Source organism: Pseudomonas sp. 65/3-MNA-CIBAN-0223 (assembly GCF_040310425.1).
Classification (GTDB): domain Bacteria; phylum Pseudomonadota; class Gammaproteobacteria; order Pseudomonadales; family Pseudomonadaceae; genus Aquipseudomonas; species Aquipseudomonas gregormendelii.
Window position 1 is genome coordinate 56,729 of record NZ_JBEOPV010000021.1, and the last position, 16,840, is coordinate 73,568.

At 59.4% G+C, this 16,840-nt stretch carries 18 protein-coding genes; 15 read left to right on the forward strand and 3 right to left on the reverse strand.

What is annotated here, in order from left to right:
* Window positions 1-12 precede the first annotated feature (12 nt).
* From iscX to AAEZ09_RS22550, 12 genes are all read left to right on the forward strand, one after another.
* Entirely contained in the window at window positions 13-213 is a 201-nt protein-coding gene (gene iscX / locus AAEZ09_RS22495; protein WP_045057721.1) for a Fe-S cluster assembly protein IscX, read from the forward strand.
* Between the two features lie 88 nt (window positions 214-301).
* Entirely contained in the window at window positions 302-727 is a 426-nt protein-coding gene (gene ndk / locus AAEZ09_RS22500; RefSeq protein ID WP_007916882.1) for a nucleoside-diphosphate kinase, read from the forward strand.
* Window positions 728-755: 28 nt separating this feature from the next.
* On the forward strand, window positions 756-1,898 hold the full coding sequence (rlmN, locus tag AAEZ09_RS22505) for a dual-specificity RNA methyltransferase RlmN (protein WP_045057722.1): 1,143 nt from the start codon (window positions 756-758) through the stop codon (window positions 1,896-1,898).
* A 17-nt stretch (window positions 1,899-1,915) separates the two neighbouring features.
* Window positions 1,916-2,674 (forward strand): type IV pilus biogenesis/stability protein PilW, encoded by a 759-nt coding sequence (pilW, locus tag AAEZ09_RS22510; protein WP_045057723.1) that lies wholly within the window; start codon window positions 1,916-1,918, stop codon window positions 2,672-2,674.
* The gene (locus AAEZ09_RS22515; RefSeq protein ID WP_045057724.1) at window positions 2,674-3,690 is read left to right on the forward strand and encodes a RodZ domain-containing protein; all 1,017 of its coding nucleotides are present in this window, start codon (window positions 2,674-2,676) and stop codon (window positions 3,688-3,690) included. Before pilW ends, AAEZ09_RS22515 begins: the two co-directional genes overlap by 1 nt.
* A 3-nt stretch (window positions 3,691-3,693) precedes the next feature.
* Window positions 3,694-4,803: a flavodoxin-dependent (E)-4-hydroxy-3-methylbut-2-enyl-diphosphate synthase gene (gene ispG / locus AAEZ09_RS22520; RefSeq protein WP_350600817.1), complete on the forward strand. Its 1,110-nt coding sequence runs from the start codon at window positions 3,694-3,696 to the stop codon at window positions 4,801-4,803.
* A 36-nt stretch (window positions 4,804-4,839) separates the two neighbouring features.
* Window positions 4,840-6,129, forward strand: a complete 1,290-nt coding sequence (hisS, locus tag AAEZ09_RS22525) for a histidine--tRNA ligase (protein ID WP_045057726.1) — start codon at window positions 4,840-4,842, stop codon at window positions 6,127-6,129.
* 42 nt (window positions 6,130-6,171) lie between these two features.
* Window positions 6,172-6,813, forward strand: coding sequence for a tetratricopeptide repeat protein (locus AAEZ09_RS22530; RefSeq protein WP_045057727.1), 642 nt, complete (start codon window positions 6,172-6,174; stop codon window positions 6,811-6,813).
* A complete protein-coding gene (bamB, locus tag AAEZ09_RS22535) occupies window positions 6,806-7,957 on the forward strand; it encodes an outer membrane protein assembly factor BamB (RefSeq protein WP_045057728.1) in 1,152 nt (383 codons plus the stop codon). The genes AAEZ09_RS22530 and bamB overlap by 8 nt, the downstream gene beginning before the upstream one ends.
* Window positions 7,958-8,191: 234 nt before the next feature.
* Entirely contained in the window at window positions 8,192-9,661 is a 1,470-nt protein-coding gene (gene der / locus AAEZ09_RS22540; protein WP_045057729.1) for a ribosome biogenesis GTPase Der, read from the forward strand.
* Window positions 9,662-9,908: 247 nt separating this feature from the next.
* Window positions 9,909-11,057: a pyridoxal phosphate-dependent aminotransferase gene (locus AAEZ09_RS22545; protein ID WP_350600818.1), complete on the forward strand. Its 1,149-nt coding sequence runs from the start codon at window positions 9,909-9,911 to the stop codon at window positions 11,055-11,057.
* Window positions 11,045-11,836 carry an amidohydrolase gene (locus tag AAEZ09_RS22550; protein ID WP_045057731.1) on the forward strand — a complete coding sequence of 264 codons (792 nt, stop codon included), beginning with the start codon at window positions 11,045-11,047 and terminating at the stop codon, window positions 11,834-11,836. Before AAEZ09_RS22545 ends, AAEZ09_RS22550 begins: the two co-directional genes overlap by 13 nt.
* Before the next feature lie 215 nt (window positions 11,837-12,051).
* Here the strand turns inward: AAEZ09_RS22550 and leuA are convergent, their stop codons facing one another.
* The 3 genes from leuA to AAEZ09_RS22565 all read right to left on the reverse strand — a co-directional run bounded on the left by leuA (window position 12,052) and on the right by AAEZ09_RS22565 (window position 15,261).
* Window positions 12,052-13,731: a 2-isopropylmalate synthase gene (gene leuA / locus AAEZ09_RS22555; protein ID WP_350600819.1), complete on the reverse strand. Its 1,680-nt coding sequence runs from the start codon at window positions 13,729-13,731 to the stop codon at window positions 12,052-12,054.
* 364 nt (window positions 13,732-14,095) lie between these two features.
* Window positions 14,096-14,599: a L,D-transpeptidase family protein gene (locus AAEZ09_RS22560; RefSeq protein ID WP_350600820.1), complete on the reverse strand. Its 504-nt coding sequence runs from the start codon at window positions 14,597-14,599 to the stop codon at window positions 14,096-14,098.
* Between the two features lie 110 nt (window positions 14,600-14,709).
* The gene (locus AAEZ09_RS22565) at window positions 14,710-15,261 is read right to left on the reverse strand and encodes an NUDIX hydrolase (protein WP_045057734.1); all 552 of its coding nucleotides are present in this window, start codon (window positions 15,259-15,261) and stop codon (window positions 14,710-14,712) included.
* Between the two features lie 146 nt (window positions 15,262-15,407).
* Between AAEZ09_RS22565 and AAEZ09_RS22570 the strand changes: the two genes are divergently transcribed.
* The 3 genes from AAEZ09_RS22570 to AAEZ09_RS22580 are packed head-to-tail and all read left to right on the forward strand — an operon-like array spanning window position 15,408 to window position 16,785.
* On the forward strand, window positions 15,408-16,007 hold the full coding sequence (locus AAEZ09_RS22570; protein ID WP_045057735.1) for a CoA pyrophosphatase: 600 nt from the start codon (window positions 15,408-15,410) through the stop codon (window positions 16,005-16,007).
* A 53-nt stretch (window positions 16,008-16,060) separates the two neighbouring features.
* Window positions 16,061-16,585 carry a gamma carbonic anhydrase family protein gene (locus AAEZ09_RS22575; RefSeq protein WP_075946640.1) on the forward strand — a complete coding sequence of 175 codons (525 nt, stop codon included), beginning with the start codon at window positions 16,061-16,063 and terminating at the stop codon, window positions 16,583-16,585.
* Window positions 16,582-16,785, forward strand: coding sequence for a DUF1289 domain-containing protein (locus AAEZ09_RS22580; protein WP_205893960.1), 204 nt, complete (start codon window positions 16,582-16,584; stop codon window positions 16,783-16,785). Before AAEZ09_RS22575 ends, AAEZ09_RS22580 begins: the two co-directional genes overlap by 4 nt.
* Window positions 16,786-16,840: the final 55 nt, after the last annotated feature.

Sequence of the window (16,840 nt, forward strand, 5' to 3'; positions counted from 1 at the left end):
GGTACTACTGTCATGAGTTATGGTTGGAATGATGTTCAGCGCATTGCAGAAGAACTGGCCGAATCCAAGCCGGATGTCGATCCAATTTCTGTCAATTTCGTAGACCTGCAGCGATGGATCATGGAACTTCCCGATTTCGACAACACCTCTGGCCGCTGTGGCGAGAAAGTGTTGGAAGCGGTTCAGGCGCTTTGGATCGAAGAAGCCGACTGATCGTCCTCGCAGGTTAGGCAATACCAAAGAACCCGCGTATAATTCGCGGGTTTAATTTTTCACAAATTATCGTTTCTGGAGTTACACCATGGCTGTTCAACGTACTTTCTCCATCATCAAGCCTGACGCTGTTGCAAAAAACGTCATCGGCGAGATCACCACTCGTTTCGAAAAAGCCGGCCTGCGCGTTGTAGCTTCGAAACTGAAGCAACTGTCCAAAGCCGAAGCTGAAGGCTTCTACGCTGAGCACAGCGCTCGTGGTTTCTTCGGCGACCTGGTTGCTTTCATGATCTCCGGCCCGGTTGTTGTCCAGGTTCTGGAAGGCGAAAACGCTATCGCTCTGAACCGTGAGCTGATGGGCGCTACCAACCCTAAAGAAGCTGCTGCCGGCACCATCCGTGCTGACTTCGCTGATTCGATCGACGCCAACGCTGTACACGGTTCGGACTCCGAAGCCGCTGCTGCTCGCGAAATCTCGTACTTCTTCGCAGCTACTGAAGTAACCACTCGCTAAGCATTGGCTTAAGAGTGAAGGTGAATCCATGACTACATCGACTGTAAAAACCAACCTGCTGGGTCTGACTCAACAGGAAATGGAAAAATTCTTCGACTCGATCGGGGAGAAGCGTTTCCGTGCCGGTCAGGTAATGAAATGGATTCACCACCTTGGCGTCGATGATTTCGACGCCATGACGAACGTCAGCAAGGCCTTGCGCGACAAGCTCAAGGTTATTGCCGAAGTTCGCGGTCCTGAAGTCGTCAGCGAGGACATTTCCACCGACGGTACCCGTAAATGGGTCGTGCGCGTGGCGTCCGGCAGCTGCGTCGAGACCGTCTACATTCCCCAGGGCAAGCGCGGCACTCTGTGCGTTTCGTCCCAGGCAGGCTGTGCCCTGGATTGCAGCTTCTGCTCCACCGGCAAGCAAGGTTTCAACAGCAACCTCACCGCCGCCGAAGTCATCGGCCAGGTGTGGATTGCCAATAAATCGTTTGGCAGCATCCCGGCGACCGCCGACCGTGCCATCACCAACGTGGTGATGATGGGCATGGGTGAGCCGCTGCTGAACTTCGACAACGTCGTGGCCGCCATGCATCTGATGATGGATGACCTGGGCTACGGGATCTCCAAGCGCCGCGTGACCCTGTCCACTTCGGGCGTGGTGCCGATGATCGATGAGCTGTCCAAGCACATCGACGTGTCCCTGGCGTTGTCCCTGCACGCACCCAATGACGCATTGCGTAATCAATTGGTGCCGATCAACAAGAAGTATCCACTTAAGATGCTGCTTGAGTCGTGCCAGCGCTACATGTCGTCCCTGGGCGAAAAGCGCGTGCTGACCATCGAGTACACCTTGCTCAAGGACATCAACGACAAGGTCGAGCACGCGGTCGAGATGATCGAGCTGCTCAAGAATATCCCGTGCAAGATCAACCTGATTCCGTTCAACCCGTTCCCGCATTCCGGCTACGAACGCCCGAGCAACAATGCGATTCGCCGTTTTCAGGATCAGCTTCACCATGCCGGCTTCAATGTCACCGTACGCACCACCCGCGGTGAAGACATCGATGCCGCGTGTGGCCAATTGGTAGGGCAGGTGCTGGATCGCACCCGTCGCAGCGAACGTTATATCGCCGTGCGCGAGTTGAGCGCCGAAAACGATATCGCACAGAACGCCGCGAAATAAAGTAAGAGAGGATCTCTATGTCCCTGCGCTTTGCGCTGCTATTGCTGATGGCCAGCCTGTGTGCTGGTTGTGTCCTGTCGGGTGACTACAACCCGATGAAGACCAGCAAGGGCCGCGACGAAGCGCGTGCTGCCTATGTACAGCTGGGGCTGGGGTATCTGCAGCAGGGCATGACGGAGCGCGCGAAGGTGCCGTTGAAGAAGGCCCTGGACCTGAACAGTTCGGATCCTGACGCCAATGCTGCACTGGGCCTGGTGTTCCAGGCCGAGATGGAGCCGGAACTGGCCGACGAGCATTTTCGCAAGGCACTGTCTTCGCGCCCCAACGACGCGCGAATCCTGAACAACTACGGCAGTTTTCTCTACGAAGAGAAGCGTTACAAGGAAGCCTACGAACGCTTCGAACAGGCCGCTTCCGACTCCCTGTATCCTGAGCGCTCGCGAGTGTTCGAGAACCTGGGCATGACCGCTGCGAAGCTTGGAGAGCGTGACCTGGCGCTGCAGCAACTGGAAAAAGCCCTGCGCTTGAATCGTCAACAGCCACGCGCTTTGCTGGAAATGGCTGAGTTGTCGTACGAAGACAGGCATTATGTGCCCGCGCGTGACTATTACGATCGTTTTAGCCTGCTCACCGAACAAAATGCACGTAGTCTATTGCTCGGCATTCGTCTGGCAAAAGTGTTTGAAGATCGCGACAAGGCTGCCAGTTATGGCCTGCAACTAAAACGACTCTATCCCGGTACGCCGGAATATCAGCAATACCTGTCGGAGCAATGATGAAAGCGGCGCATCCCGAAGTTGTAGCAGCGAATCGCGTTAACCCCGGTGAAACCTTGCGCCAGGCCCGCGAAAGCAATGGCTGGTCGCTGGCTGAAGTGGCGCTCAAGCTCAACCTCACCGTCAACTCCCTGACCAATCTTGAGGCCGGCGCATTCGACAAGCTGCCGGGGCATACCTTTGCGCGTGGTTATATCCGTGCCTATGCCAAGTTGCTCGGCATGGACCAGACCGCCCTCGTCCAGCAATTCGACCAATCCACCGGCACCGATTCCCAGGGCAGCAATGTGCACAGCCTGGGCCGTATCGAAGAGCCGGTGCGGGTTTCCCACACCATTTTGCGAATCGTCAGCCTGTTGCTGCTGGTTGCCGTGATCGGCGGTGGTTTCTTCTGGTGGCAGGATCAAACCTCCCAGCGTGCCAAGGACCTGACCACCTTGAGCCCGGAGCACGTCGAAGTCGAAGGTGCCGATGGCACCACGCAGATCCATCCGCTGGACGAGCCGGAAGACCAGGCCGTCGTGGAAGGTCAGGCCGAGGGCGCAACCTCGCTGGCACTGCCGCAGACCAACACTGCGGCGCAAGATGAAGCGATTGCCCCAGGCGCTGCACCGACTACACAGACCTCACCGTCCGTGCCTGTGCCAAATACTGCGCCGGCCGCTGCGACCCCGGCGACTCCTGCTCCTGCCGTTCCTGCCGTGCCAGCGCCGGTGGTGACTGCGCCGGTTGCGCCAAGTGTTGCTGCCGTTGCACCGACTACGGCAGTGGCCGGCCAAGGCCAGGTTTCATTGCAATTCACCGCCGATTGCTGGACACAAGTTTCCGATGGCACCGGCAAGGTGCTGTTGAGTGGTCTCAAGCGTAAAGGCGAAAATGTTTCCGTCAGCGGCAAGCCACCCTTTGCCGTGCGTCTGGGCTACGCCCGTGGCGCGCAGGTCAGCTATAACGGGCAGGTGGTTGATGTCGCTCCGTTCACCAGTGGCGAGACTGCTCGCCTGAAGTTGGGTCAATAAGTCATGCACGGCGAATCTCCAATCAAACGTCGCGAATCGCGCAAGATCTGGGTCGGTAATGTGCCCGTGGGCGGCGATGCCCCTATCGCTGTGCAGAGCATGACCAACAGCGATACCAACGACGTCAAGGCCACCGTGGCCCAGATCAATCGTCTGGAAGCGGCGGGCGTCGACATCGTGCGCATTTCCGTACCGGACATGGACGCTGCCGAGGCGTTCGGCAAGATCAAGCAGCTGGTCAAGGTGCCGCTGGTTGCCGACATCCACTTCGACTACAAAATCGCTTTGCGTGTCGCTGAGCTGGGTGTTGACTGCCTGCGCATCAATCCTGGCAACATCGGTCGCGAAGACCGCGTACGTGCGGTGGTCGATGCCGCCCGTGATCGCGGGATTCCGATTCGCATCGGGGTCAACGCCGGTTCCCTGGAAAAAGACCTGCAGAAAAAGTACGGCGAGCCAACGCCGGCTGCGCTGGTCGAATCCGCCCTGCGCCACGTCGAGCACCTGGAGCGCCTGAATTTCCAGGACTTCAAGGTCAGCGTGAAGGCCTCCGACGTGTTCATGGCCGTCGAAGCCTACCGTTTGCTGGCCAAGGAAATCGTCCAGCCGTTGCACCTGGGCATCACCGAAGCCGGTGGTTTGCGTTCAGGCACGGTGAAATCCGCCGTGGGCCTCGGTATGCTGCTCGCCGAAGGGATTGGCGATACTATTCGCATCTCGTTGGCGGCTGATCCGGTCGAGGAAGTGAAAGTCGGTTACGACATTCTCAAATCCCTGCACTTGCGTTCACGGGGCATCAACTTCATCGCCTGCCCGAGCTGCTCGCGGCAGAACTTCGACGTGGTCAAGACCATGAACGAGCTGGAAGGGCGCCTTGAAGACCTGCTGGTGCCGCTGGATGTCGCGGTGATCGGTTGTGTGGTCAACGGCCCCGGTGAAGCCAAGGAAGCCCATATCGGCTTGACCGGCGGTACACCGAACCTGATTTACATCGACGGCAAGCCGTCGCAGAAACTGACGAATGACAATCTGGTGGATGAGCTTGAACGCTTGATCCGCCAGAAAGCGGCCGAGAAGGTCGAAGCTGACGCAGCGGTTATCGCGCGCGGCTGAGCCGACTGAAGAGCCGAACGAATTTAAGGATTTATAGTGAGCAAGTCTCTGCAAGCCATACGTGGCATGAACGACATCCTGCCCGAACAGACTCCCCTGTGGCGTCATTTCGAAGGCACCGTCTCGCGCCTGCTGGATAACTACGGTTACAAGCAGATCCGCATGCCGATCGTCGAATTCACCGAGCTGTTCAAGCGTTCCATCGGCGAAGTGACCGACATCGTCGAAAAAGAGATGTACACCTTCGACGACCGCAACGGCGACTCCCTGACCCTGCGCCCCGAAGGTACGGCGGCCTGCGTGCGTGCGGTGCTGGAGCACGGTATCACCGGTGGTGGCCAGGTGCAGAAACTCTGGTACATCGGCCCGATGTTCCGCCACGAGCGCCCGCAGAAAGGCCGTTATCGCCAGTTCCACCAGATCGGTGTCGAAGTGTTCAACCTCGACGGGCCGGACATCGACGCCGAGCTGATCGTGCTGACCTGGCGCCTGTGGGGCGAGCTGGGGATTCGTGACGCGGTCAAGCTTGAACTCAATAGCCTGGGCACCGCCGAGTCTCGTGGTCGTTACCGCGAGGCGCTGGTCGAGTATCTGTCGGCGCGCCTGGACCAGCTGGACGAAGACAGCCAACGCCGTCTGAAGACCAACCCGTTGCGCGTGCTGGACACCAAGAACGCCGACACTCAAGCCGTGCTGGTCGATGCGCCGAAAATGGCCGACTACCTCGACGAGGAGTCCCGCGTGCACTTCGAGGGCCTCAAGGCTCGCCTGGATGCTGCCGGTATTCCTTATGTGATCAACCCGAAGCTGGTTCGCGGGCTGGATTACTACAGCAAGACCGTTTTCGAATGGGTCACCGACAAGCTCGGCGCCCAAGGCACCGTGTGTGCCGGTGGTCGTTACGATGGCCTGGTCGAGCAGATGGGCGGCAAGCCGACTGCCGGCGTGGGTTTCGCCATGGGCATCGAGCGCCTGGTGCTGCTGTTGGAAACCCTGGAGCAGATCCCGGCCGAGATTTCCCGTCAGGTCGACGTCTACCTCTGCGCGTTCGGCGAAGCCGCCGAATTGGCCGGGCTGACCCTGGCCGAGCGAGTGCGTGATCAATTGCCTAACCTGCGCCTGCAAGTCAATGCCGGCGCCGGTAGCTTCAAAAGCCAGTTCAAGAAGGCCGACAAGAGCGGTGCGTTGTATGCGCTGATCCTCGGCGACGACGAAATGGCCCAGCAAGTGGTAGGTTTCAAACCCCTGCGTGGCCAGGGCGAACAACAAAGCATTGCCTGGGATGCGCTTGCTGCACACCTGGCCACCTGCGTCGTGCAGGGTTGAAGCTGTCATAAACAGCCGATTTAGCGATTAAGGAGTATTGGGGTGTCGAGTACCGAAGACGAAAACCTGGCGGATTTGAAGGATTGGTGGACACGCAACGGCAAGCCCCTGGTTACTGGCGGCCTGTTGGCGCTGGTCATCGTGTTCGGCTGGCAGGCCTTTCAGAAGTATCAGGGCAATCAGGCACAAAGTGCCTCGATTCTCTATCAGCAATTGCTCGAAACCACGCTGACCCCTGACGGCAAGCCTGATGCCGCGCGTGTTTCGGACCTGGCCGGCAAGCTCAACAGCGAGTTCGGCGGCACCGCGTACGCGCAGTACGGCAGCCTGTTCGTGGCCAAGGTCGCAGTCGACAGCGGCAAGCTGGATGACGCAGCCACTGAACTCAAGGCGATCATTGCCAAACCGGCCAACCCGGCACTGGGCGAAATCGCCCGTCAGCGCCTGGCGCAGGTTCTGGGCGCGCAGGACAAGGCTGATGAAGCCCTGAAACTGCTCGAAGGCGACGCTGACACTGCATTCCTGGCCACCCGCGAAGAGCTCAAGGGCGACCTGCTGGTGAAACTGGGTCGTACCGATGAAGCAAACACGGCGTATCAAAAAGCCAAGGCGGCACTGTCGGACGAAGCGGCAGTAGGTGGCCTACAAATCAAGCTGGACGACCTGGCCAAAGGGGATGCGTGACGTGATCCGTTGGAAACATGCAGCATTGCTGGCCCTGGCCATTTTGGCCGCGGGTTGCAGCAGCAACAGCAAAAAGGAATTGCCACCGGCCGAGTTGACCGACTTCAAAGAAGAAGTGGTTCTGCAGAAGCAGTGGAGTCGTTCGATCGGTGACGGTCAGGGCGAAACCTATAACATGCTGGTCCCGGCGATCGATGGCGACACCATCTATGCCGCCGACGTCACCGGTGTGGTGATGTCGATGGATCGCAGCAATGGCGACGTCAAATGGGAAAAAGATCTTGAGCTGCCAGTTTCCGGCGCCGTTGGCGTGGGTTACGGGTTGGTCATGATCGGTACGCTCAAGGGCGAAATCGTTGCCCTGGATGCCAGCAGCGGTGAAGAGAAATGGCGCGCTCGCGTGTCCAGCGAAGTCCTCGCACCGCCTGCCAGCAATGGTGATGTGGTGGTGGTTCAGACTCAGGATGATCGTCTGATCGGCCTGGATGCTGCCACCGGCAACCAGCGCTGGTTGTATGACAGCACTCCGGCGGTCCTGACCCTTCGCGGTACCAGTGCTCCGATCGTGACCAACCGCCTCGCGGTGGCTGGCCTGTCGACCGGTAAAGTGGTGGCTTTGGACATCTCCAACGGCGTGCCGGTCTGGGAACAACGCGTTGCCATTCCACAGGGTCGTTCGGAGCTGGAGCGTGTGGTCGACATCGACGGCGGCTTGCTGCTGTCCGGCGGTACGCTGTACGTGGCCAGCTACCAGGGTCGCGTTGCGGCACTGGACCTGGAAAGCGGTCGTCAGCTCTGGCAGCGTGATGCTTCCAGCTATGCCGGTGTCGCCCAGGGTTTTGGCAGCGTCTACGTGAGCCTGTCGTCGGGCACCGTTGAAGGCGTCGACGAACGTACCACCACAGCCTTGTGGACCAACGATTCGCTGGCTCGTCGTCAACTGTCGGCTCCGGAAGTGTTCTCCAGCTACGTGGCTGTCGGCGACCTCGAAGGCTACCTGCACCTGCTGAGCCAGGTGGACGGTCGCTTCGTCGGCCGCGAGCGCATCGACAGCGACGGCCTGCGTGCCCGACCGCTGGTGGTGGGTGACATGATTTATGTGTATGGCAACAGCGGCAAACTGGAAGCCCTGACCATCAAGTAAGAACTATGCTTGGGGTTTAACCCCCAAGCGGCTTCACCGTTCGCAAACTGTAGGAGCGAGCTCGCTCGCGAAGGACGTCAACGATAACGTTGGCTTCTTGGGTAAACGCAGTGTCTTGGCGTTTTTCGCGAGCAGGCTCGCTCCTACAGGAAAGCACGCAGTGATTGCCCCGAGCACCAGCCGCTGCCTAGCAGCGGCTTTTGTATTTTCTGAAATAACGAAGTGGAGAGCCGCATGGTTCCCGTAATCGCCCTGGTGGGCCGACCCAATGTCGGCAAGTCCACCTTGTTCAACCGCCTGACCAGGACTCGTGACGCCATCGTCGGCGACTTGTCCGGTCTGACCCGTGATCGCCAATACGGTGAGGCCAAATGGCAAGGGCGTTCCTACATTCTGGTCGACACCGGCGGTATCTCCGGTGACGAGCACGGTATGGACGAAAAAATGGCCGAGCAGTCGCTGCTGGCCATTGAAGAAGCGGATGTGGTGTTGTTCCTGGTAGATGCCAAGGCCGGTTTCACCGCCGCCGACCAGATGATCGCCGAGCATTTGCGCAAACGTAACAAGCGCTCCTACGTGGTTGCCAACAAGGTCGACAACATCGACCCGGAAATGGCCCGCGCCGAATTCGCCCCGTTGGGCATGGGTCACGCGATCCCGATCGCTGGCGCCCATGGTCGTGGCATCACCCAGATGCTGGAAATCGCCCTCAGCGACTTCCCGAGAGACGAGGAAGAGCCGGAAGACGGCGAAGAAGAGATCGTTGCCGAAGGTGAGGAAGCCAAGCGCATTCCTGGCCCAAGCGAAAAAGACGGGATCAAGATCGCTATCATCGGCCGTCCAAACGTCGGCAAGTCGACCCTGGTCAACCGCATGCTCGGTGAAGACCGGGTAATCGTCTATGACCAGCCGGGTACCACTCGCGACAGTATCTACATCCCGTTCGAGCGCAACGACGAGAAGTACACGCTGATTGACACCGCGGGTGTGCGCAAGCGCGGCAAGATCCACGAAGAAGTTGAAAAATTCTCCGTGGTGAAAACCCTGCAGGCGATCAAAGACGCCAACGTGGTGATCTTCGTCATGGACGCCCGCGAAGGCGTGGTAGATCACGACCTGAACCTGCTGGGCTTTGCCATCGAGTCGGGTCGTGCGCTGGTTATCGCGATCAACAAGTGGGACGGCATGACGCCGAGCGAGCGCGACTTCGTGAAGATCGAGCTGCAACGTCGACTGTTCTTCGTTGACTACGCCGACATCCACTTCATCTCGGCGCTGCACGGCACCGGCGTGGGTAACCTCTACGCTTCCGTACAGAACTCGTTCAAGTCCGCGGTTACCCGCTGGCCGACCAACCGCCTCACCCAGATCCTGGAAGATGCGGTCGGCGAACACGCGCCACCGATGGTCAACAACCGCCGGATCAAGCTGCGCTATGCCCACTTGGGTGGTGCCAACCCGCCGATCATCGTGATCCACGGTAATCAGATCGAAAAGGTGCCGAAGTCTTACGTTCGTTACCTGGAAAACACTTATCGCCGTGTCCTGAAGCTGGTCGGTACGCCGATCCGCATCGAGTTCAAAGGCGGCGAGAACCCGTACGAAGGTAACAAGAACTCGCTCACTGACCGCCAGGTCAACAAGAAACGCCGGATGATGTCGCACCACAAGAAGGCCGACAAGAAGCGCCGCGACAAGCGCTGATTGAGATGGCCATTACCACCATCGCGTGGGAATGCTCAACCGCTTCTGTAGGAGCTGGCGAAGCCTGCGATCTTTTGATTTTGCTTTGAAGATAAGATCAAAAGATCGCAGCCTGCGGCAGCTCCTACAGGGTTCGGCGATAAAGAGGGTGCTCGCCAGGGCGCCCTTTTTTTATGGGCGCCGTATGGGCTATCCTCGGGCTCTCCCGCGCCGCCGTTAGAGCCGGGTGCAGAGCAGGGAACCACCGATGATCACCAGTAAGCTGCCGAATGTCGGCATCACTATCTTCACTCAGATGTCGCAGCTCGCGGCGCAAACCGGCGCGTTGAACCTGTCCCAGGGTTTTCCCGATTTCGATGCCCCGCAGGCGCTGTGCGACGCGGTAGGCCGGCACATCGCCCAGGGCCACAACCAGTATTCGCCAATGACCGGCCTGCCGGCCTTGCGCCAGCAGGTCGCCACCAAGATCGCGCGCAGCTACGGTATCAACGTCGATGCCGACAATGAGGTGACGATTACCCCGGGCGCCACCCAGGCGATCTTCTGCGCGATCCAGGCGGTTATCAACAGCGGCGACGAAGTCATCGTATTCGACCCGTGCTACGACAGTTATGGACCGTCGGTCGAGCTGGCCGGCGGTCGTTGTGTGCACGTGCAGCTGGGCCTGGATGATTTCGCCATCGACTTCCAGAAACTCGCTCAAGCCATTACGCCGCGTACGCGGATGATCGTGCTCAACACCCCGCACAATCCGAGCGGCGCACTGATCAGTCGCGCCGAGCTGGATCAACTGGCTCAATTGATCCGTGATCGTGATATCTACCTGATCAGCGACGAGGTCTACGAGCACCTGGTGTTCGACGGCGTGCCCCATGTCAGCGTGCTGGCGCATGAAGAGCTGTACCCGCGCGCCTTCGTGATCAGCTCCTTCGGCAAGACCTATCACGTCACCGGTTGGAAAACCGGCTACGTGGTCGCTCCACCGGCCCTCACCGCGGAAATGCGCAAGGTTCACCAGTACGTCAGCTTTTGCGGCGTCACTCCGCTGCAGTTTGCCCTGGCCGACTTCATGGCCGAGCACCCTGAGCATGTCGAGGAGCTGCCGGCGTTCTATCAGGCCAAGCGCGACCTGTTCTGCGATTTGCTGGCGCCCTCGCGCTTGAGCTTCAAACGGGTCGCGGGCACTTATTTCCAGCTGGTCGACTATTCGCAGATTCGCCCGGACCTCAATGACGTCGACATGGCGCTTTGGATGACTCGCGAACACGGCGTGGCCAGTATCCCGATCTCGGTGTTCTACCAGAGCCCGCCTGCAGGCCAGCGCCTGATACGCCTGTGCTTCGCCAAACGCGAGGAGACCCTGCGTGAAGCAGCGGAAAAACTATGCGTGATCTGAGTGCCTTGCCGAACCTGACCATCGCGTTGATCCAGACCACGCTCGCCTGGCATGATCGCCAGGCCAACCTGGAGCACTTCGAGCAATTGCTGGAGCAGGCGCGGGGCGCCGACCTGATCATCCTGCCGGAAATGTTCACCACCGGTTTCTCCATGGAATCCCAGACCCTGGCCGAGCCGGAGAACGGCCCCACCAGCAAATGGTTGCGGCTGCAGGCGGCGAAGTTCGACGCGGTGATTACCGGCAGTGTCATCGTGCAAGCCAGTGATGGCAGCCATCGCAATCGCCTGTTATGGGCGCGCCCGGACGGCGAGGTACTGCACTACGACAAGCGCCATCTGTTTCGCATGGCGGGTGAGCACAACCACTACACCCCGGGCGAGCGCCAGGTGCAGTTCGAATTGAAAGGCTGGCGGGTGCGGCCGCTGATTTGTTACGACCTGCGATTCCCGGTCTGGAGCCGTGACGCGCAGGACACCGACCTGTTGCTGTACACCGCAAACTGGCCTGGTGCACGGCGCCAGCACTGGAACCGCTTGCTGCCGGCGCGGGCGATTGAAAACCTGTGTTATGTCGCGGCGGTGAATCGCGTGGGCACCGATGGCAAAGGCTTTGCCTACACCGGGGACAGCCAGGTGCTGGATTTCCAGGGTGAGACGTTGCTGGGCGCGGGGGAGGCCGATGGAGTGTTTCAGGTGGTGCTGGATGCGGCGGAGCTTGCGGCGTACCGCACGCGGTTTCCAGCGAATCTGGATGCGGATACGTTCGAGTTCACCTGAGACCGGAAAAGATCGCAGCCTTCGGCAGCTCCTACGGGGGACCGCATTCCAGGGCAGGATAGGCCCGAAAAGATCGCAGCCTTCGGCAGGTCCTACAGGGGACCGCATTGCAAGGTAGGAGCTGCCGAAGGCTGCGATCTCTTGATCTTCAAACAGCACAAACAAAAAGGCCCCCAGGTTCTCACCCAGGGGCCTTTTGCATTACAGCCAAAGCCTTACGCCGCTTTCGCTTCCGGCTGGCTCAGCGAGCGGTTCAGCGCGCTGAACAGGGCCTTGAAGCTGGCGGTGGTGATGTTCTCGTCGATACCCACACCGTGCACAGCACGCTCACCATTGACTCGCAGTTCGATGTAGGCCGCTGCCTTGGCATGGGTGCCCGCGCCGATCGCGTGTTCGTTGTAGTCCATGATTTCCACCGGAATCGGCAAGCCGGCCACCAGGGCTTCCAGGGCGCCGTTGCCCTTGCCGTTCCAGCGCAGGTTGTTTTCACCCTGGCCTTTGCTCGACACTTCGACTTCCACCGAGCTGTTGCCGTTCTCTTCCTGCAGGCGATGGCTGACCAGCGCATAAGGGGTGTTGGCTTGCAGGTATTCACGCTGCAGCAAGGCGTAGATCTGTGGTGCGGTCATCTCCAGGCCAACGCGGTCGGTTTCGGCCTGGACAACCTGGCTGAACTCGATCTGCATGCGACGCGGCAAGCTGATGTCGTATTCCTGTTCCAGCAGGTAGGCGATACCGCCTTTGCCCGACTGGCTGTTGACGCGGATCACCGCCTCATAGCTGCGACCAATGTCGGCCGGATCGATCGGCAAGTACGGCACTTCCCACAGGGTGCCTTGTTTCTGCTGGGCAAAGCCCTTGCGGATAGCGTCCTGGTGCGAGCCGGAGAACGCGGTGTGGACCAGATCGCCGACGTACGGGTGACGCGGGTGCACCTGGATCTGGTTGCATTCCTCGACGACCTTGCGCACGCCGTCGATGTCCGAGAAGTCGAGCTCAGGGTGTATGCCCTGGGTGTAGAGGTTCAGTGCCACGGTCACGAGGTCGACGTTACCGGTGCGCTCGCCATTGCCGAACAGGCAGCCTTCGACGCGATCCGCGCCGGCCATCAGGCCCAGTTCGGTAGCGGCAACGCCGGTGCCGCGGTCGTTGTGGGTGTGCAGGCTGATGATCACGCTGTCACGACGGTTGATGTGACGGCCGAACCATTCGATCTGGTCGGCATAGATGTTCGGGGTGGCGCATTCGACGGTGGCCGGCAAGTTGAGGATCATCTTGTGCTCGGGCGTCGGGTTCCAGACCTCGATCACGGCGTCACAGACGTCCTTGGCAAACTCCAGCTCAGTGGCGCTGAAGGTTTCCGGCGAGTATTCGAAGGTCCACTCGGTGTCCGGCTGCTGGGCGGCGTATTTAACGAACAGCTTGGCCGCGCTGACGGCGATTTCCTTGATGCCGTCCTTGTCCTGGTTGAACACGATGCGACGGAAAGACGGCGAAGTCGCGTTGTACAGGTGAACGATGGCTTTTTTCGCCCCGCGCAAAGATTCGAAGGTGCGCTCGATCAGGTCTTCACGGCCCTGGGTCAACACCTGGATGGTGGTGTCGTCCGGGATGTGGTTGCCTTCGATCAAGGTGCGCACGAAGTCGAAGTCGGTTTGCGAAGCGGCCGGGAAGGAGGCTTCGATTTCTTTCACGCCGACCTGCACCAGGGTTTTCCAGAAGCGCAGCTTTTTAACCGCGTCCATAGGCTCGATCAGCGACTGGTTACCGTCGCGCAGGTCCGAGCTGCACCAGATCGGCGCCGCGGTGATGGTCTTCGACGGCCAGGTGCGGTCCGGGATGTCGATGGTCGGAAACGCGCGGTACTTCGAAGACGGGTCTTTGAGCATGCTCATCGGGAAATCCTTGTTGTAGGGGCCGAAAAAAGGCGGCCTGCCGGTGGATCAAAAGTTCTGGGGATGAAGCGTAGGACGAGGCACCGCGGTTCAGCCCGGCAGTCGTGCACTGACAAGGCACAGACTGCGGTGCTGGCGAAGCTGAATGAGGGTGTGAGAGGTTTTCATGCCTTCAACCCTAACCGCGAGGGTGAAGGTTGGCAAGCGGTCGAAAAAAATTGAGAGAAATACTCTTGGGCAAGCCTTTAGCGAGATTTAATTGCTTGGATCAGCCCTGATTGTCCTAATGATTGCTGGCGGTTTAAACACCGCGCAATCGAACTGGCGTGCTTTGCAGTCTCCAGGTCCGGGTTGCAATGGGCCGTTACGGACGAATCTCGATCATCGTTCCATCCGGCACCAGGCCCCACACTTCTCGCATGTCCATATTGCGCATGGCGATGCAGCCGTCGGTCCAGTCCAGGGTATGAAACAGGTTCTCCGGGTAGTCGTAGGAATCGGGCGTGCCGTGGATCATGATCATGCCCCCCGCTGGTACGCCTTCGCGCAGCGAGCGCGCAGAGTCGGCCGCATTCGGGTAGGAGATGTGCATGGCCAGGTTAAAGCGGTCGCTGACCTTGCGCCAGTCCACCCAGTAGAAGCCTTCCGGGGTGCGCTTGTCGCCTTCCATCAGCTTGGCGCCCTTGGGTTGCTTGCCCAGGGAAATGCGGTAGGTTCGCAGCGCCTGGCCGTCGGCAATCAATTGCAATTGATGAGCGGATTTAAGCACCAACACTTTTTCGATCGGTTTGCCATCCAGGGTCACCACGGTGGAAGCCTGGGACACGGCAATGAACGACAGGCAGAACAGGGCAAGCAACCAGCGCATTAAAACGATATCCCTAAGAGGTGTTGCGACTATCTAATTGTAGGTGTTGCCTCAGGCTTGAGCCGCAGGCGGACGATCTTTTGCTTTTGCAAAAAATTTCACATTCCGAATCAAACAATAACCGGCTGGGCCAACGGCGGAATCGATTCCGACCGCACGGGGTAGACCTCCGACCGCCGGTCAGCGAAGAAGTATTCTAAAGTACGCCCCACCGTGCGGAAAGCCAGGTCGGACCAAGGGATGTCCGCTTCTTCAAAAAGCTGGACTTCGAGGCTTTCTATCCCTGCTGCGAAATCCAGGTCCACCAGTTCGGCGCGGTAGAACACATGCACCTGGCTGATGTGCGGCACGTCGATCAGTGTATAGATGCAGAGGTCGCGGACCCTGGCACAGGCTTCTTCGGCGGTTTCGCGAATGGCGGCCTGTTCGATGGTCTCGCCGTTCTCCATGAACCCGGCGGGCAGGGTCCAGTAGCCCAGTCGCGGCTCGATGGCCCGTCGGCACAACAATACCTTCGAGCCCCAGGTGGCCACGCAGCCGGCGACGATGTTGGGGTTCTGGTAGTGGATGGTGTGACAGCTGTCACAGACAAACCGCAGGCGCGAATCGCCCTCGGGAATGCGTTGTGTCACCGGGTTGCCGCACTGGCTGCAAAATTTCATGCTTGGGTTCCTGAATGCTGTGCCTATCTTGGCGTGCGGCGGTGTCGGTCGGCAAGTTGTCGTTTCGCGACAGACGGCCGTTCGGGGCTTGGGCGGTCGGTGTGATTGGTGCATGATGCAGGGTAAGGCACAGATCGAGATCACTCATGCTGGACGAGCTACTGCATCGGGTAAGCAACCACACGCCGCGAACCCTGGAAACCGACAAACGTTTTCCCGAGGCCGCCGTATTGGTGCCCATCACCCGCAGTGACGAACCGGAACTGGTTCTGACCCTGCGCGCCAGCGGGCTCTCGACCCATGGCGGCGAAGTGGCGTTTCCCGGAGGCCGCCGCGACCCTGAAGACCCGGACCTGATTTTCACCGCCCTGCGCGAAGCCGATGAAGAGATTGGCCTGCCGCCCGGGCTGGTCGAGGTGATCGGGCCTCTGAGCCCGCTGATCTCGCTGCATGGCATCAAGGTCACGCCTTATGTCGGGGTGATACCGGATTTTGTCGAGTATCGGGCCAACGATGCCGAGATCGCGGCAGTGTTCAGTGTACCGCTGGAGTTTTTTCGCGAGGATCCGCGCGAACACACCCACCGCATCGATTATCAGGGCCGCAGCTGGTATGTGCCGAGCTATCGTTACGGCGAGTACAAGATATGGGGCCTGACGGCGATCATGATCGTCGAGTTGATCAACCTGCTGTATGACGCGAAAATCAGCCTGCACCAGCCGCCCAAAAGCTTTATCAATACCTGAAGCCATCATTCGTATGGCAATACCCGAGCCGGCCTGGCCCTGAGGACAACAAGATGAAATACCGCCTGGGCGACGCCCGAGTCGAAACCCACCCGCAGAGCTGGGTAGCCCCCAACGCCGTGCTGGTGGGCAAGGTCAAACTGGAAGAGGGCGCCAACGTCTGGTTCAACGCGGTGCTGCGTGGCGACAATGAATTGATCCTGATCGGCAAGAACAGCAACGTCCAGGACGGTACGGTGATGCACACCGACATGGGCTACCCGTTGACCATCGGTACCGGCGTGACTATTGGCCACAATGCCATGCTGCATGGCTGCACGGTCGGGGATTACAGTTTGATCGGCATTAATGCGGTGATTCTCAACGGCGCGAAAATCGGTAAAAACTGCATCATCGGTGCCAATTCGCTGATCGGCGAGGGCAAGGAAATTCCCGATGGCTCCCTGGTGATGGGCTCGCCGGGAAAAGTGGTGCGCGAGTTGACCGAACAGCAAAAGAAAATGCTCGAGGCCAGCGCTGCTCATTACGTGCACAACGCCCAGCGCTATGCCCGCGACCTGGCTGAGCAGGAAGAATGACCACTGCAGAACCACCGGTTCGCTCACCGTGCGTGAATGTCTGTGCGCTGGATGACGATGACCTCTGCACCGGTTGCCAGCGCACGGTCGAGGAGATCACGCGCTGGAGCCGGATGGATAATGACGAGCGGCGCAAGGTTTTGGGGCTTTGCCATGAAAGGGCGAAGTCCAGCGGGCTGGTGTGGATGCTTGGCAAGTAACTCCGGACATTCATCGCGCCCCTTGTAGGAGCGAGCTTGCTCGCGAAAACCTGAG

Excerpts from the sequence above, each read along its gene's own strand:
- iscX (WP_045057721.1), top strand. The coding sequence starts at position 13 with ATGAGTTATGGTTGGAATGATGTTCAGCGCATTGCAGAAGAACTGGCC.
- ndk (WP_007916882.1), top strand. The coding sequence starts at position 302 with ATGGCTGTTCAACGTACTTTCTCCATCATCAAGCCTGACGCTGTTGCA.
- rlmN (WP_045057722.1), top strand. The coding sequence starts at position 756 with ATGACTACATCGACTGTAAAAACCAACCTGCTGGGTCTGACTCAACAG.
- pilW (WP_045057723.1), top strand. The coding sequence starts at position 1,916 with ATGTCCCTGCGCTTTGCGCTGCTATTGCTGATGGCCAGCCTGTGTGCT.
- AAEZ09_RS22515 (WP_045057724.1), top strand. The coding sequence starts at position 2,674 with ATGAAAGCGGCGCATCCCGAAGTTGTAGCAGCGAATCGCGTTAACCCC.
- ispG (WP_350600817.1), top strand. The coding sequence starts at position 3,694 with ATGCACGGCGAATCTCCAATCAAACGTCGCGAATCGCGCAAGATCTGG.
- bamB (WP_045057728.1), top strand. The coding sequence starts at position 6,806 with ATGCGTGACGTGATCCGTTGGAAACATGCAGCATTGCTGGCCCTGGCC.
- der (WP_045057729.1), top strand. The coding sequence starts at position 8,192 with ATGGTTCCCGTAATCGCCCTGGTGGGCCGACCCAATGTCGGCAAGTCC.
- AAEZ09_RS22545 (WP_350600818.1), top strand. The coding sequence starts at position 9,909 with ATGATCACCAGTAAGCTGCCGAATGTCGGCATCACTATCTTCACTCAG.
- AAEZ09_RS22550 (WP_045057731.1), top strand. The coding sequence starts at position 11,045 with ATGCGTGATCTGAGTGCCTTGCCGAACCTGACCATCGCGTTGATCCAG.
- leuA (WP_350600819.1), bottom strand. The coding sequence starts at position 13,731 with ATGAGCATGCTCAAAGACCCGTCTTCGAAGTACCGCGCGTTTCCGACC.
- AAEZ09_RS22560 (WP_350600820.1), bottom strand. The coding sequence starts at position 14,599 with ATGCGCTGGTTGCTTGCCCTGTTCTGCCTGTCGTTCATTGCCGTGTCC.
- AAEZ09_RS22565 (WP_045057734.1), bottom strand. The coding sequence starts at position 15,261 with ATGAAATTTTGCAGCCAGTGCGGCAACCCGGTGACACAACGCATTCCC.
- AAEZ09_RS22570 (WP_045057735.1), top strand. The coding sequence starts at position 15,408 with ATGCTGGACGAGCTACTGCATCGGGTAAGCAACCACACGCCGCGAACC.
- AAEZ09_RS22575 (WP_075946640.1), top strand. The coding sequence starts at position 16,061 with ATGAAATACCGCCTGGGCGACGCCCGAGTCGAAACCCACCCGCAGAGC.
- AAEZ09_RS22580 (WP_205893960.1), top strand. The coding sequence starts at position 16,582 with ATGACCACTGCAGAACCACCGGTTCGCTCACCGTGCGTGAATGTCTGT.